The organism is Paenibacillus sp. IHBB 10380 (assembly GCF_000949425.1).
Classification (GTDB): domain Bacteria; phylum Bacillota; class Bacilli; order Paenibacillales; family Paenibacillaceae; genus Paenibacillus_AQ.
Map to the genome: position 1 here is coordinate 3,205,304 of NZ_CP010976.1, position 13,768 is coordinate 3,219,071.

Annotated in this window: 12 protein-coding genes and 1 pseudogene; 6 read left to right on the forward strand and 7 right to left on the reverse strand. The window is 41.5% G+C overall.

Going from position 1 to position 13,768, the window contains the following annotated elements; all coding sequences use genetic code 11:
* Positions 1–285: 285 nt before the first annotated feature.
* Both UB51_RS29770 and UB51_RS14190 read right to left on the reverse strand, forming a co-directional pair.
* Positions 286–1,783: pseudogene (locus UB51_RS29770) on the reverse strand (IS1182 family transposase); the annotation flags it as partial.
* A gap of 329 nt (positions 1,784–2,112) precedes the next feature.
* On the reverse strand, positions 2,113–2,667 hold the full coding sequence (locus UB51_RS14190; protein ID WP_044877851.1) for a TlpA family protein disulfide reductase: 555 nt from the start codon (positions 2,665–2,667) through the stop codon (positions 2,113–2,115).
* Positions 2,668–2,782: 115 nt separating this feature from the next.
* Between UB51_RS14190 and UB51_RS14195 the strand changes: the two genes are divergently transcribed.
* Complete coding sequence (locus tag UB51_RS14195; RefSeq protein WP_052675941.1) at positions 2,783–3,259, forward strand: M67 family metallopeptidase; 477 nt, start codon at positions 2,783–2,785, stop codon at positions 3,257–3,259.
* Here UB51_RS14195 and UB51_RS14200 read toward each other — a convergent pair.
* Genes UB51_RS14200 through UB51_RS14210 form a run of 3 tightly spaced genes read right to left on the reverse strand, consistent with a single transcriptional unit; the run spans position 3,233 to position 6,515 of the window.
* Positions 3,233–3,970, reverse strand: a complete 738-nt coding sequence (locus UB51_RS14200; protein WP_044877852.1) for an exonuclease domain-containing protein — start codon at positions 3,968–3,970, stop codon at positions 3,233–3,235. The two genes, UB51_RS14195 and UB51_RS14200, sit on opposite strands and share 27 nt — an antisense overlap.
* Before the next feature lie 2 nt (positions 3,971–3,972).
* Positions 3,973–5,049, reverse strand: a complete 1,077-nt coding sequence (locus UB51_RS14205) for a DUF294 nucleotidyltransferase-like domain-containing protein (RefSeq protein ID WP_044877853.1) — start codon at positions 5,047–5,049, stop codon at positions 3,973–3,975.
* Positions 5,050–5,108: 59 nt separating this feature from the next.
* Complete coding sequence (locus UB51_RS14210; protein WP_044877854.1) at positions 5,109–6,515, reverse strand: ammonium transporter; 1,407 nt, start codon at positions 6,513–6,515, stop codon at positions 5,109–5,111.
* Between the two features lie 251 nt (positions 6,516–6,766).
* On the opposite strand from UB51_RS14210, the gene UB51_RS14215 reads away from it, so the two are divergent.
* The 4 genes from UB51_RS14215 (at position 6,767) to UB51_RS14230 (ending at position 11,305) form a co-directional block, all read left to right on the forward strand.
* On the forward strand, positions 6,767–7,189 hold the full coding sequence (locus tag UB51_RS14215; RefSeq protein WP_044877855.1) for a MerR family transcriptional regulator: 423 nt from the start codon (positions 6,767–6,769) through the stop codon (positions 7,187–7,189).
* A 61-nt stretch (positions 7,190–7,250) separates the two neighbouring features.
* Positions 7,251–7,916 carry a zinc metallopeptidase gene (locus UB51_RS14220; protein ID WP_044877856.1) on the forward strand — a complete coding sequence of 222 codons (666 nt, stop codon included), beginning with the start codon at positions 7,251–7,253 and terminating at the stop codon, positions 7,914–7,916.
* A gap of 213 nt (positions 7,917–8,129) precedes the next feature.
* On the forward strand, positions 8,130–8,789 hold the full coding sequence (locus tag UB51_RS14225; RefSeq protein ID WP_199925036.1) for an ABC transporter ATP-binding protein: 660 nt from the start codon (positions 8,130–8,132) through the stop codon (positions 8,787–8,789).
* Between the two features lie 2 nt (positions 8,790–8,791).
* Complete coding sequence (locus UB51_RS14230; RefSeq protein WP_044877858.1) at positions 8,792–11,305, forward strand: ABC transporter permease; 2,514 nt, start codon at positions 8,792–8,794, stop codon at positions 11,303–11,305.
* A gap of 100 nt (positions 11,306–11,405) precedes the next feature.
* Here UB51_RS14230 and UB51_RS14235 read toward each other — a convergent pair whose 3' ends face one another.
* Positions 11,406–12,353 carry a glutamate biosynthesis transcriptional regulator GltC gene (locus UB51_RS14235; protein ID WP_044877859.1) on the reverse strand — a complete coding sequence of 316 codons (948 nt, stop codon included), beginning with the start codon at positions 12,351–12,353 and terminating at the stop codon, positions 11,406–11,408.
* Between the two features lie 41 nt (positions 12,354–12,394).
* The gene (locus UB51_RS14240) at positions 12,395–13,006 is read right to left on the reverse strand and encodes a rhomboid family intramembrane serine protease (protein ID WP_044877860.1); all 612 of its coding nucleotides are present in this window, start codon (positions 13,004–13,006) and stop codon (positions 12,395–12,397) included.
* 108 nt (positions 13,007–13,114) lie between these two features.
* Between UB51_RS14240 and tpx the strand changes: the two genes are divergently transcribed.
* Positions 13,115–13,627 carry a thiol peroxidase gene (gene tpx / locus UB51_RS14245; protein ID WP_044877861.1) on the forward strand — a complete coding sequence of 171 codons (513 nt, stop codon included), beginning with the start codon at positions 13,115–13,117 and terminating at the stop codon, positions 13,625–13,627.
* Positions 13,628–13,768 lie beyond the last annotated feature (141 nt).

Consider the following 13,768-nt stretch of genomic DNA (forward strand, 5'->3'; position numbering starts at 1 on the left):
GAATATACCGCTGTTAGCGGTTAAAATTCAGGGGCAAAGGCGAACGCTACGCTTCTTCACGACAATTCCATCCTCTCCGCTACAATCAGCATAGAATTCTATTTTCAGCAAGCACTGATTATGAATTAGAGCCGTAGATACAACAATATATATCTCCTAAAGGAGTAACAACAAAGGGGCTGTCCCATAAGTAGATTAATCTTCTGACGAGACACTCACTTTTCTAAAAAAGAGACTGATGTCCAAAAAAAGCAGATCAAGGTAGTTATCCTTGACCTGCTTTTTGGTATTCTGTTCCATTGCGGCTTGCTTCAATAGATTATGGGCGAGCGAAAGCCACTCGACCTCAAGGCTCACTTTTTGCATGCCCCGAAGCAGAAATCGCCGGAATCCTCGGTTGTTCTTTATTTGTCCAAACACACTCTCAGGTTCTGTCATTCGACGGACAGAAAGGCCATACCCTTCTTCGCTTCGTAGTATTTCTCGCGCTTGATTCTTGTAACGAAGATATTCCATACTTACTTTGACTTCCCGGTTACCTGCTGCTTTCGTGCAATCAGGCTTCAATGGACAGTCTGCGCAATTTTCACTTCGGTAATGTCGGTGGCGCAACTCATAACCACTCTCCGTGATTTCTTTGCTCTCGTAACGAAAATGAAGTTTCTGACCTGCTTTACACGTCCAGCTATCTTCATCTTGATCGTATGTCCAATTGTCGATTTTTCCAATATTCGTCTTCCATACTTTGCTTTTTTCTTCGTGGTACGTGTTGTATTTGACGACAGCATCAAGCTCTTCAGCTTCTAAATAGGCGTAGTTTCCTTCTCCGCTATACCCTGCATCAGCAATGACTGTCTTTGGTAGAACGCCTAATTTGGCTTTTATCTTCTCCAAATGCGGTTTAAGACAACGAGTATCCGTAAGTCTTTGGTGAATACTGTATCCCACAATAAATTGATTTTCTGTCCCGATCTGACGTTGTATCCGGGTTTCAACTGTCCGTTCCGCATGTGGACTTCTTTCATCCGCATGAACGTCGCGTCCACATCCGTTTTGCTGAAACTGTTGCGACTACCGAGCGTTTCCTGATATCTTTCGTACTTTTGCAGACGAGGGAGCAGATCTTTGCGAAGCATTCGTACCGCTCTTTTCAGTGGTTTATCTTTTGGATTTTCCAGAAGACGATTTTCGAGCTGGTGAACGGCTGTCTCCAGCTTTTGACTTGTAAGGTCATCTTGCTTACCTAGCTCAGCAAGATCCTGACCCTTATATTCCTGATCTTCATGTTTTTGCTTTTCTTCGATGGTACCAAACAGGGTCTGTACTTTCTCCTGAAGCTTGGCCTTATGTTTGACGACAGCTTTGCCCCAAACAAATGTGTACCGATTCGCATTGACTTCGATCTTGGTGACATACTTTTCTTCGATGAGAAACTAAAGTACGGCGGTGAATACAGCTTCAAGCACGTCTTTCATGCGCTCAGAACGAAAGCGGTTAATGGTGCGGAAGTCCGGGCGTTGTCGTCCGGCTAACCACATCAAAGGAATTTGTTCCCGAATACCTTTGGCGATTAGGCGAGAAGAGTACATGCGCTGAGTGTAACTTTAGTGAGCATTTTGGGGTGATAGCTATCCCTGCCGCCGCCAGAGTAAGCAGCGTCAAAAATAGAGTCATCCAGCTGATTTACAGCGGTATTTACAAGACGAACGAGGTGAGTTGGAGAAATGTCTTCTTCCAAATCCATTGGCAGATAAAGTTGGTCCATGGTATATTGAATGTACAAAGAAATCGCTCCTTTTGAATGGTTGCTGGTACTTCCATTTTACCAAAAAGAGCGATTTCTTTGTGTTGTTGTGGATGAGAAAAGTTGACAATTTATGCTCAAAATAGCGCAGAGGACGGAACGATTTCGGAAAAGCGGTAGCGGTCGCCTTGGTCTCCGAATTTCAACCGCTACGCGAGATTAATTCAGAAATTTGGAGACCACAGCGATTGGAGAAACGATCCGTTCGCGGAGCGTCGCTCAGAACCTCTAACTTTCGCCTACAAAAAAAATAAATGGGGTGTCCTAGCTATTTTCACGACTTATGGGATAGCCCCTTTGTTGTACTATTAGGATTTGATTAACTGTTTCACTTTCTTCTCTAATTCCTTCGCAGATACAGTTCCTAGAATGACTTCCTGAATAACACCGTGTTTGTTTATCAGCACATTAGTAGGAAACACCATGCCCTTATATTGTTCATACACCGTACCTTTTAAATCAAGCATCACCGGAAAATTCAATTGATACTTATCCACAAATTTATTAGCATTCTTTTTGTTATCATATTTGGTAACATTGACCCCATAAACACTTAGGTCATCCTTATACTGATCGGCTAGAATCTTAAGATCAGGTGCCTCTTCTTTACAAGGCTCACACCATGAAGCCCAAAAGTTCAACAGAATAGCTTTATCTTGCTCACCACCAACTTGATACATCTTCTCATCCAATCCAACCAGTGAAAATGGTGGAGCTAACTTCCCAGCTTCAGGACCTGTTTCTGTAGGCAGTGCCTGACTTTGCTGGAATACAGCTTGAACGCCACCTGTACCTGAGAATGGATAGAGAGCTATACCAACCAAAATTAATGCACCTAGCCATATATATAGGTTACGCTTCATGTTATTTTATTCCTTTACATAAAAGTTTTTATTTATTATTGTACCCCCTTTTTTGAGTAACTTACAAACAACTTTAGAATTACTGTATAATATGTATAAATTGGAGGAGTAAGATATGACAGTACTTCTAGGACAACATGGAGAAATCGTATTAAACCCACTCTCAGCCGAGAAGCTCACAAAGCATACATTTCTCCATCTGCCTCAAGAATCCTGCGGGGTGTTACTAGGCACTATTGTAGCCGGCAACATACAGATCGAGCAATTCATACCTATTCGTAACGTAGCACCTAACCCACTGCATTCCTTTATGTTTAGTCCAGACGAATGGGTGCCTCACGCGTTAATGGCGAAGAAATTGGTTGGTATCGTTCACTCACATCCTCATTCAGATCCAACACCGTCTTCTGAAGATTTAGATCGTCTTCATTTATATGCTGGGTTGTTGAAGGTATATCTCATCTGCACACCCCATCCGATAACCTCAAGCCTTATAATCCACGCCTATCATATCTTACGAAATGTTGATAATGGCAATACACGTTACACCCTTCACCAAGCGCCATTAACAATGACTCAGGTAGGCATATAAATCACCTAATGTTTCTACTCGCCTTAAGGATATATCACGAAGATAAGATTGCCACAACATTGCTGTCATCTTCGCGTCCTCAAGAGCATGATGTCTTCCTTTAATAGGAATATCACGAGTCATTAATAACTCATCAAGACTAAAACCACTTTGATCTGGCTCAAGCCAACGAGCAATCATCATAGTATCGATCACGCGATGCCCCAAATTCACCTTAGACGTCTTCCAAAGCGCTGCATTCAAGAATGCTTTATCATGAGCACTAGCATGAGCTATCAGTACTCTTCCTCCAACAAATGACATGAAATCATGCAAACCCTCCATAAGCGTAGGAGCGGAATCAATCATATCTTGAGTGATACCTGTAAGTTCAGTAATCATCTCTGGAACTGGCCTTTTACAATTCACTAGTGAGTAGTATTGTTCGCCCTCAACAATGTGTCCACCAACCATTCTTACAGCACCAAAGGAAAGAATCTCATCACCATGTTGGTAGGCAAATCCGGTTGTTTCCAAATCAAACACAACCATCTCTAATTCATTTAGAGGAACATGAAGAACTTCAAGACGTCGTTGTCCTCTCATAAGCGATCGAATAAAGGCCATATGTTGCGCGGTAGGGGCTCCCATGACGGAAGCTATTGCAGAGGGCATTCCTCCCTGCCGAAACATGCTCCAGAATCCATTGTTACCCCGCACCGGTTCTTTCATGTCTATCTCAATCTCCTTTCCGCAAAACGAAGTGATCGTTGAAGTTCTCTATGCGTTCTTCTTACCACGATCAGACTATCCCTAAGTTCATACATTAGCAATTTATTCTTCAATTCTCTATTAGACAGATATCCACTGCTTGATAACATTCCGTCTATTTCTGTGAAGCTCGTGCTTATTCTAAGCTCCAATGCCTTTCTAAACGCTTCTTGACAACGCTCAAAGAGCATATTACCAGCATCAAGAGATATCAGTTTCTCAATCCTCTTCAACGTTGATGTCTCTCTCACACCTTGCTGTAAAGCCATAAACCTCACGAAATTAACTAAGGGAATATAAACACCATACTTAACGTCAAAGCCACCAGCATGCTCACCAAATCGTTCTGTTACAACTTGACCAAGTAAGTTAAGTGTCGCTTTATGCCGAACCGTATTTCGTAACACAGCAACAGGAAGTTCAGCATTTTTTTCAAATCCCCGATTAAATAATCGCTTAAAAGCTTCTGACAAGTCATTATCTCCTGCAACATGGCGCATATCAGATGCTATAATAAGATACCTCACAGGCTCCCAGCTTACATCACTGCACCAATCTGCCAACGCCTCTTCCCATTCACTTATCGTCTTTCTCCATTGAGGTTCTGAGCACATCACTTTCCCAGGACACTTCTCGTAACCCAGATATTCAAGCATATCGCAGAGCCTAGCCCCAAATACTTCAAAGTACCTTGCCTTATCCTTATTTGGTTCATCACTGATAATCAGTCCATTATCTTGATCGCTCCACAACGTTGACTCTCGTCTACCAGCGCTTCCAAACACAATAAATGAATAAGAAACCGGAGGTGGACCGTAGCCCGCCTCCATTTCTTGTTCACAGAAATAGATAATCTTAGCTGCAATATGATCATGCATTTGGTTAACAAGAGACATCCACTCAGAGATTGGCAGATCCTGTACTAGCTGCTGTAAGAAAGTCTGGTATACAATACGCCTTTCCCTTAATTGTTCCAGCGAACAAGCATTTGCAATTCCCTTTAAGTCTAAATTGCTTTCCGTTGAACTCAGCAGTCTCATACCGCCCGCCCCTCTCTACCAAGCCTTTACCCTGTTATTTTAAATGATCTTGTTCAGGACTAGCTCAAGGTTGAGTTATTCGCACGAGACTTAGCCTCTGAATCCGTAAGCAATTTCATTTGTTCAGGATAGCCATAAGTACCATGTTCACTGATATCAAGCCCCATCATTTCTTCCTCTTCTGTTACACGTAAGCCCATTACAAATTTCATAATTCCAAGAATAATCACTGATAGAACCGCTACGAATATAAAAGTACCTACAACACCAAGAGCTTGAACCCCTAATTGATAGAACCCACCACCATAGAATAAACCGGCTTGACCTATTCCTGTTATCTCAACCAACTCGGGTGTAGCAAACAATCCCGTGGAGAGCGCTCCCCACACACCTGCAATACCATGTACGGAGAATGCGTAGATCGGATCGTCCAACCCAGCACGTTCCAACCATTGAGCACAGAAGAATGCAATAATTCCAGCGATTGCACCAATCAAGATAGCTGCCCAAGGTTCTACGAATGCACAAGACCCCGTAATAGCTACCAATGCAGCAAGCACACCGTTCAACATACTTGGAATATCTCCTTTGCCAAATATGATCCAAGAGATCGCAAGTGCAGCAATAGCTCCAGCTCCAGCTGCAATATTCGTTGTCACAGATACATATCCGAAGAATCCACCAATACCCGATAACGCACTTCCTGGATTAAATCCGAACCAACCAATCCAGAGAATGAATACCCCGAGTACAGACAACACTTGGTTGTGACCAGGGATACTGTTCGGCTTACCCTCTTTATTGTATTTACCAAGGCGTGGTTTCAACATGAATGTCGCTACTAAAGCTGCGGTAGCACCTGTAAGGTGAACTACAGTAGATCCAGCAAAGTCTTGCATTTCAAGCACAGCCAACCATCCGCCACCCCACACCCAGTGAGCAACAACCGGATAAATAACAACCATGAACAATGTTCCGAAAATAATGTATACGCTCAGTTTGGCACGTTCAGCCAAGCCTCCACATGCAATAGCTAATGATACAGCTGCAAATGATAATTGGAATAAAAATTTAATAGTGAGGGGTACGTCAGAACTCGCTAGGGAGCTGAACGATCCTGCCATCTCATCACCCGAAAGGAAAAATCCAGTTTGGCCAATGAGCCCATTCCCATCACCAAATCCTAAACCAAATCCTACTGCCCAGAAGGTAATAACCGAAATCCCTAGGGTCAGTACGGTTTTCCCAGCAACATGACCCGCATTCTTCATTCGAACCGATCCAGCTTCTAAAAGTGCAAAGCCTGCCTGCATAAAAAATACGAGAATAACGGCTAAGAAGACGAACACAGAGTTAATACCTGCTTGTAATTCAGCATTGTTAGCCCCAGAATCCGCAAAAACCGTAATTGGAAAAGCCAACAAAGTAAGCATCACTAACATCACACCCAGCGATTTCTTTCTCATGAACCCCGCTCCTCTTAATGTTATAGTTATTTACACAATATGAAACTTTTAATGTCATTATAAGCAGGATTTATGTTTTTTGACAATATAATTTTTGAATCACGGAAAAATATATTATCGATGTCATGATTACTGCCATTTATTTATAGTCTATAAGCATAACGTTTGACTGTATGGTTCTGATTCATGTATCATTATTTATATATAATTTAATGAATCTTGTTATTAGTGAGGTGATATAAATTAGAGATATAACGCTTTATCGTATTGGGGAGCTAGCCAGAGAGGCAAATATAAGTGAGAGAACTATTGATTATTACACTAAATTAAAGCTTATCGTTCCTGAAATGCGCACCAAAAAAAACTATCGTTTATATAATCATGAAACCTTAAGCCGCCTATCACGTATTAATCAATTAAAACAAGAGAAGTATACATTGGAAGAGATCAGGGAATCCCTCGATAAATGGAACACCGACCCTGAGGAAACACATGTTACTGAAAAACTAACTCACCTCGAGATTCATCTACTGCAATTAGAGCGGGAGGTTAGGGAAATCAGCCCTTTAATTGAACAAATGAAGCCCGTTCAAGCAAAGCGCATGCTAATGAATTTACTTCCACAAGGGGCTGCTTGCATGGAAGCTCTTAAGGTTCTTATGGAACACATTTAATCCAATGTCGTATGTCACAAGAGATTCTTTAAGTTTAAATCTAACAGGAGGTATTAAAAATATGATTTTTCTCATTATTATCGCGTTTATATTTACACTTTGGGCTCAATTTCGTGTTAAGGGTACTTTCAATAAATGGGCTAAGGTTCCCAGCACCACAGGTATGACAGGATATGATGCAGCACGACGTATGCTAGATGCTAACGGTCTACAAGATGTTCCTATCGAACCGGTAAGAGGCTCTCTCACAGACCATTATGATCCTATTCACAGAGTCGTTCGTTTATCCGAACCCGTATATTATGAGAACTCAATCTCAGCGATTTCAGTAGCCTGCCATGAAATTGGTCATGCCATTCAACACAAAGAGCACTATCCTATGTTGAAATTACGTCATCGGATGTTCCCAGTTGTAAACTTTGCATCAGGCATTGCACCTTTTTTACTTATCGCAGGTATGTTGTTCTCCTTCACCAACCTTATCGGTCTCGGCATTATCTTCTTCTCCGCTGCTGTGGCATTCCAATTGGTCACACTTCCTGTTGAATTCAATGCTAGTAGTCGTGCTCGTGAAGTAATGATACAAGAAGGCTATATCTCCAATGAGGAAGAACGTGGGGTCGCCAAAGTATTAAATGCTGCTGCCCTTACTTATGTAGCTGCTGCATTGCTATCACTACTTGAATTGATTCGTTATATTATGATATTTACAAGCAGTCGTGACTAATAAATTTCAAAAAAGCCGTTCCGTCTAAGTAACGTGCACCATCTAGAATAGACATCGGATAAACTCTCAAGTTTACCGATGAACATTCTAGATGGTGCATTTTTTTATAGTAATCAAAGATCTTCGTATATATTATTAACACTATATGGATAACAAGGAGAACCGACCGTGAAGAATTTTATATTATTTGAAAATGTATCTAAATATTATCAAATGGGCGAACATAAAATTGTTGCTGCCGACAATATCAGCTTTAATATTGAAAAAGGCGAGTTTTGTGTCATTGTCGGCCCTAGCGGCTCTGGAAAAACCACTGTTTTGAATATGCTCGGGGGCATGGACTCTTGTGACAGCGGAAAGATACTTTTGGACGGTTGCGAGATAAATGGATTGAACGAAAGGAAATTAACGGATTACCGCAGATATGATGTCGGTTTTGTGTTTCAGTTCTACAACCTTGTACAGAATTTAACAGCCATTGAGAATGTCGAACTCGCCTCCGAAATCTGCAGAGAACCACTGGATGCACAAGAAGTACTTGCGCAGGTAGGCCTTTCCGAACGTATGTTGAATTTCCCTGCACAGCTGTCGGGCGGTGAGCAACAACGTGTTTCAATTGCAAGAGCACTAGCCAAGAACCCGAAGGTTTTACTATGTGATGAACCGACTGGGGCTCTCGATTATAACACCGGGAAAAATATTCTGAAGCTGCTGCAGGATAGCTGCCGTCAAACAGGAAAAACAGTTATTGTCATTACACACAACCTAGCCATCACCCAAATGGCTGATCGTGTCATTCATATTAAAAATGGAGAAATTTCAAAAGTTGAACAAAATGCTACCCCTGTCCCCGTCGAAAGGATTGAGTGGTAGCTATGAAAAAGAACTATTTAAGAACTATCATCCGCGAAATCAAACAAAGCTTCGGACGTTTTGTTGCTATCTTTGCGATTGTCGCGCTTGGCGTTGGTTTTCTCGCGGGTTTACTTGCAACCACGCCGGATATGCAAGTATCCGTTGATAAATATTATGATGATCATCGTATGGCCGATATTTTTATAAAAGGTACAATGGGCTTGACCGAAGCAGATATCGAAGCTGTTTCTTCTATGGATGAGGTGGACCAGATTATGCCTGCCTATGTTACCGATTCCTTAATGAAAACAAATAATAGTGAGGTATTAGCGACACGAATTTACGGACTTCCATTGGATAAGTTCACTACGAATGATGGTGGATTCGTTAATAAGTTGGAACTAATTAATGGTAGGATGCCTCAAGCTGAAAACGAATGTCTTGTAGAACGAAGCGGAGTCTATCTGTCTGAAATTGAGCTTGGTTCAACCTTGACGGTATCCGAAGAAAATGAGGATTACGAAAATATTCATGATACATATAAGACCACGGAATATAAGGTAGTCGGTATTGTTGGCAACCCTTTTTATTTCTCTATGGAGCGAGAATCAAGCAGTATCGGCAACGGAGGAATTGGCGCAGTTATGTATGTTAATGAAAGCAACTATGCGCTAGATACATACACAGATTTCTATATTACGGTATCAGGCGCATCTGAATTAACCGCCTTTAGAGAAGACTATAATACAACGATCGAGGAAACGGTTACGAAGCTTGAAGCTGTTGGTGAATCGCAATCTGCGGTTCGTTATAGTGATATCGTAAGCAAAGCTCCAGCAGTACAGACTGCCGATATTGCAACACCCAAATGGGTTATACTTGACCGTAATTCCAATGTGAGCTATGTCAGTTTTTCGGTTAACGCCAAGAAAATAGCGGCAATCGCAACGGTATTTCCGATATTCTTCTTTCTTGTTGCTGCCTTGGTTGCACTAACAACGATGACACGTATGGTCGAAGAAGAACGAACACAGATCGGAACGTTAAAGGCGCTTGGTTACAGCAAAGCTGTCATTATGTATAAATATATTATCTACTGCGGTCTTGCAAGCATCCTGGGAAGCGTTGTAGGCTTACTCGCAGGCTTTCAGCTACTTCCCACCGTAATATGGAATGCTTATGCGATGATATATCATTTGCCGAGCTTCGTAACGCAGTTCAGTTGGGGCTTTGCTATTATTGCGTCCGTCCTGGCCATTCTATGTACGATGACTGCTACCATCTCAGCTTGCCACCATTCGTTAAAGGAAAAACCAGCAACGCTGATGCTTCCTCGTGCTCCAAAGGCAGGAAAACGTATTTTTCTTGAACGTATCCATTTTATTTGGTCGCGCATGAAATTTACCCATAAAGCAACTGCCCGAAACCTCATCCGTTACAAAAAACACTTTTTTATGACAGTTCTTGGCATTGCAGGCTGTACCGCTCTCATTGTAACCGGATTTGGTCTCAGTGATGCTGTAGGGAAAATTGCGAACACGCAATTTAATGAGATCATTCAATACGACCTTCTTATCGGATTAGATGAGAATGAGCATGTCGACACGCCTCTTAACGATTTCTTGAATGATGCAGAGCAGGTCAATCGTTATACGGAAGTTTTTAGCGAAATAGGATCTGCAAAACGAAACGGTGAGAATGCCACGACGACCATTTATGTTCCGAAGAAATCGACCGCACTCCAGGAAGTAATGAATTTACGTGAACGAAAAAGTGGTAATACAATCATTTTTGATGACTCCTCTGTCATTGTTACAGAGATGCTTGCGAGCACTTTGAATATACAAACGGGAGATACTTTTGCTCTTGAGAATGCAGACGGAGAGGCGGCAGAATTTGTTCTTACGGGTATTACTGAAAATTACGTAGGCAGTTATGTATATGTAAATCAAGCGGATTACGACAGCGCTTTCGATGGCAAGCTTTCCTACAATACTCTGATGGTACAAACCTCGATAACCAGTGCTTCACAGCAGGATGCAGCACTAACCAAGATCTTAACGAGTGATGCCGTTACAAGTGCAGCGTTTATGACACAAACTAAGAAGTCTTTTGACAATCTGCTGTCCAGCATCAACTTTGTTGTCGTCATCCTTATTATGGCAGCCGGCGCGCTTGCTATCATTGTGCTTTACAATCTTACCAACATAAACATCAATGAACGTAGAAAAGAGCTTGCTACATTAAGAGTTCTTGGCTTCCATAATAAAGAGGTGGCAGGTTATATTTTCCGAGAAACGACTATATTAAGCATAATTGGAACGCTTGTCGGTCTTCTGTTAGGTGTATTGCTTCACGGCTTTGTGATACGAACAGCGGAAACCACAGATTTAATGTTTGGCAGAAACATAACGATTACAAGCTTTGTATTATCTGCGGCGGTCACGCTTTTGTTCTCCTTCATTGTGGATTTGATTATGTATCAAAAGCTGAAGAAGATAGAGATGGTTGACTCGATGAAAGCAATTGATTAATCCTTTTAACATATAAATATACCCCTTAGAAATAGCCATCGGATAGACTCTCAAGTTTAACCGATGAATATTTTAAGGGATTCTTTTTTTCATATGCCCACTAAACGGGTTCTTCGCTACAAGTACTAAGTACCGGCAGTTGTTTTTTCTGAGCGCTATATTGTAATTCAAAATAACCAAGAAGAAAATTACGAAAAGCTTGTGCTACTAGCGGTAGTTTATCATCTGACCTGTGTATAAGCCCAATCGTACGTGTTATTCTAGGCTCCGAAATTCTGACTTTTGCAGGTTGCATAGGATTGCTCTGAAAGAATGCCATTTCAGGAAGTAGACTAACGCCCATTCCTGCAGCCACTAAACCACGGATCGTGTCCGTCTCTTCTCCTTCAAAGGCAATTTGTGGTGTGAATCCAGCTTCTAAACACGCTTGCCATACAATGGGACGCAAGGAATACCCTTTACTAAAAAGAATAAACTTATCCTCTTTCAACTGCGATAGATGAATACTCTCTTCCTGCGCAAGAGGATGACTAGGATGCATAATAGCGAACAGTTCTTCTGTAAGAACAACATCCCCATCCACTTGATCATGACCATCTGGAAAAGGAGAAATGAAAGCTAAGTCCACCTCAGCAGATATAACATCTCGGATCAATGAAGGGTACATCCCCTGTTTGAAACGAAATCTCACATTAGGATAACGCTTTCTAAACTCCGCTACAACAGAAGGAATCAAATGAATGCCCAGACTATGTGGGAATCCAATTCGAATTTCCCCTCGTTCGGGGTCTAGAAACTCGTGTATTTCTGCTACAGCCTTATCTAAATCTTTCATAAGAGTTTCCACTCGCTTACAGAAAAGCTGGCCTACAGGTGTTAATTGTAGGTTTCTTCCCTTCTGCATGAACAAATTCACACCGAGCTCTTCTTCCAGCTGGTGAATCTGCCTACTTACCGCAGACTGAGCCACATGAAGTTCTTCTGCTGCTTGTGTAACATGTTCCTTCTGCGCCACTTTCATGAAGTAGTGCAACTGTCTTAATTCCACGCCACTGATCTCTCCAATCTATGATCTGCAATCTCAAATATCTAACGTTTTTTAAGCAAACGGATAATCAAGCCATACACGAAGAAACCACCAATTAACCCGCCAAAATGAGCCGCCCAATTCACATCTGGGGTTACTATAGTAAAGACTACCCCGAACATGAGCATTGCATATAATGTTTTACGTGAAGATTCATCAATTAAACTCCGTTGTAACAAGGCAATATACAAGAATGCTCCATAGACACCGTAAATAGCACCGGAAGCTCCTATAGACAATAAAGGTTCTTTGACACTATTATAGTATGCCATCGTAATGATGTTGCCTATAATCCCACTCAAAAAATACAAAATGATATACCGCCAAGAGCCCATGAGGCGTTCTAGTGGAGGCGCAAATACCAACAGAGCGAAGCAATTAAACAAAAGATGACTAAACCCACCATGAAGGAACATCGAGGCTACATAACGCCATAGCTCATCGCTAAAGGGCGGTACGTTTGTAAGTGCTCCTAGATCCAGCAAGTTGAGATTAGTTACCCCGCCCTTAATGGATATCACGATAAACATTATAATATTGGCTAGAATCATCAGAGCTGTAACAGGATAAAACCGTAAATAACTTCTCCAATCTTCATACCTAACAAAAATCATAATAACCTTCCTTTGCATTTATGGATATCAAAAATTAGCAATGTTTTTATATAAAGACTATAATATCTGTAGTAATGACTAACCACAAATATCAAGGAGGAAAATCACATGACACAATCACGTACAGCCACCTTTAAAGGTAACCCCATCACTTTGGTAGGTCCAGCATTGAAAGTCGGAGATGCTGCTCCTAATTTCACAGTAAGTAAAAATTTGCTTGAAGAAGTTTCATTGAAAGATTATGCAGATAAAATCAAATTAATTAGCGTGGTCCCATCCCTTGATACCGGTGTATGTGATTCACAAACACGTCGTTTCAACGAAGAAGCAATCGGTCTAGGTGATGACGTTGTTGTCCTTACCATCAGCATGGATCTTCCCTTCGCACAAGCTCGCTGGTGCGGTGCTGCTGGTGTAGAACGTGTAATCACGTTATCTGATCATAAGGATGCTTCCTTTGGTGAAGCTTACGGTGTACTTATTCAAGAATTCCGTTTGGACATGCGTTCAATCTTCGTTATTGACAAGAATGATACCATCACTTATGTTGAGTATCTTCCAGAAATGACAGAGCACCCGAATTACGAATCAGCTGTTACTGCTGTTAAAGAACTTTTATAGAACTTTGCAAGGGTGCTGCTAAATCTCTAACCGCTATAAAAAAGACGAGAGAAAGAACTTAACCTTCTCTCGCTTTTTCAAATATATGCCCTAATAAAGGACACCATAGCCCCTCTAAACATCTATTCCATAAGCGCTACC

Bases quoted from the DNA above. Each gene is read 5' to 3' on its own strand.
- UB51_RS14190 (WP_044877851.1), bottom strand. From the start codon at position 2,667: ATGAAGCGTAACCTATATATATGGCTAGGTGCATTAATTTTGGTTGGT.
- UB51_RS14195 (WP_052675941.1), top strand. From the start codon at position 2,783: ATGACAGTACTTCTAGGACAACATGGAGAAATCGTATTAAACCCACTC.
- UB51_RS14200 (WP_044877852.1), bottom strand. From the start codon at position 3,970: ATGAAAGAACCGGTGCGGGGTAACAATGGATTCTGGAGCATGTTTCGG.
- UB51_RS14205 (WP_044877853.1), bottom strand. From the start codon at position 5,049: ATGAGACTGCTGAGTTCAACGGAAAGCAATTTAGACTTAAAGGGAATT.
- UB51_RS14210 (WP_044877854.1), bottom strand. From the start codon at position 6,515: ATGAGAAAGAAATCGCTGGGTGTGATGTTAGTGATGCTTACTTTGTTG.
- UB51_RS14220 (WP_044877856.1), top strand. From the start codon at position 7,251: ATGATTTTTCTCATTATTATCGCGTTTATATTTACACTTTGGGCTCAA.
- UB51_RS14225 (WP_199925036.1), top strand. From the start codon at position 8,130: ATGGGCGAACATAAAATTGTTGCTGCCGACAATATCAGCTTTAATATT.
- UB51_RS14230 (WP_044877858.1), top strand. From the start codon at position 8,792: ATGAAAAAGAACTATTTAAGAACTATCATCCGCGAAATCAAACAAAGC.
- UB51_RS14240 (WP_044877860.1), bottom strand. From the start codon at position 13,006: ATGATTTTTGTTAGGTATGAAGATTGGAGAAGTTATTTACGGTTTTAT.
- tpx (WP_044877861.1), top strand. From the start codon at position 13,115: ATGACACAATCACGTACAGCCACCTTTAAAGGTAACCCCATCACTTTG.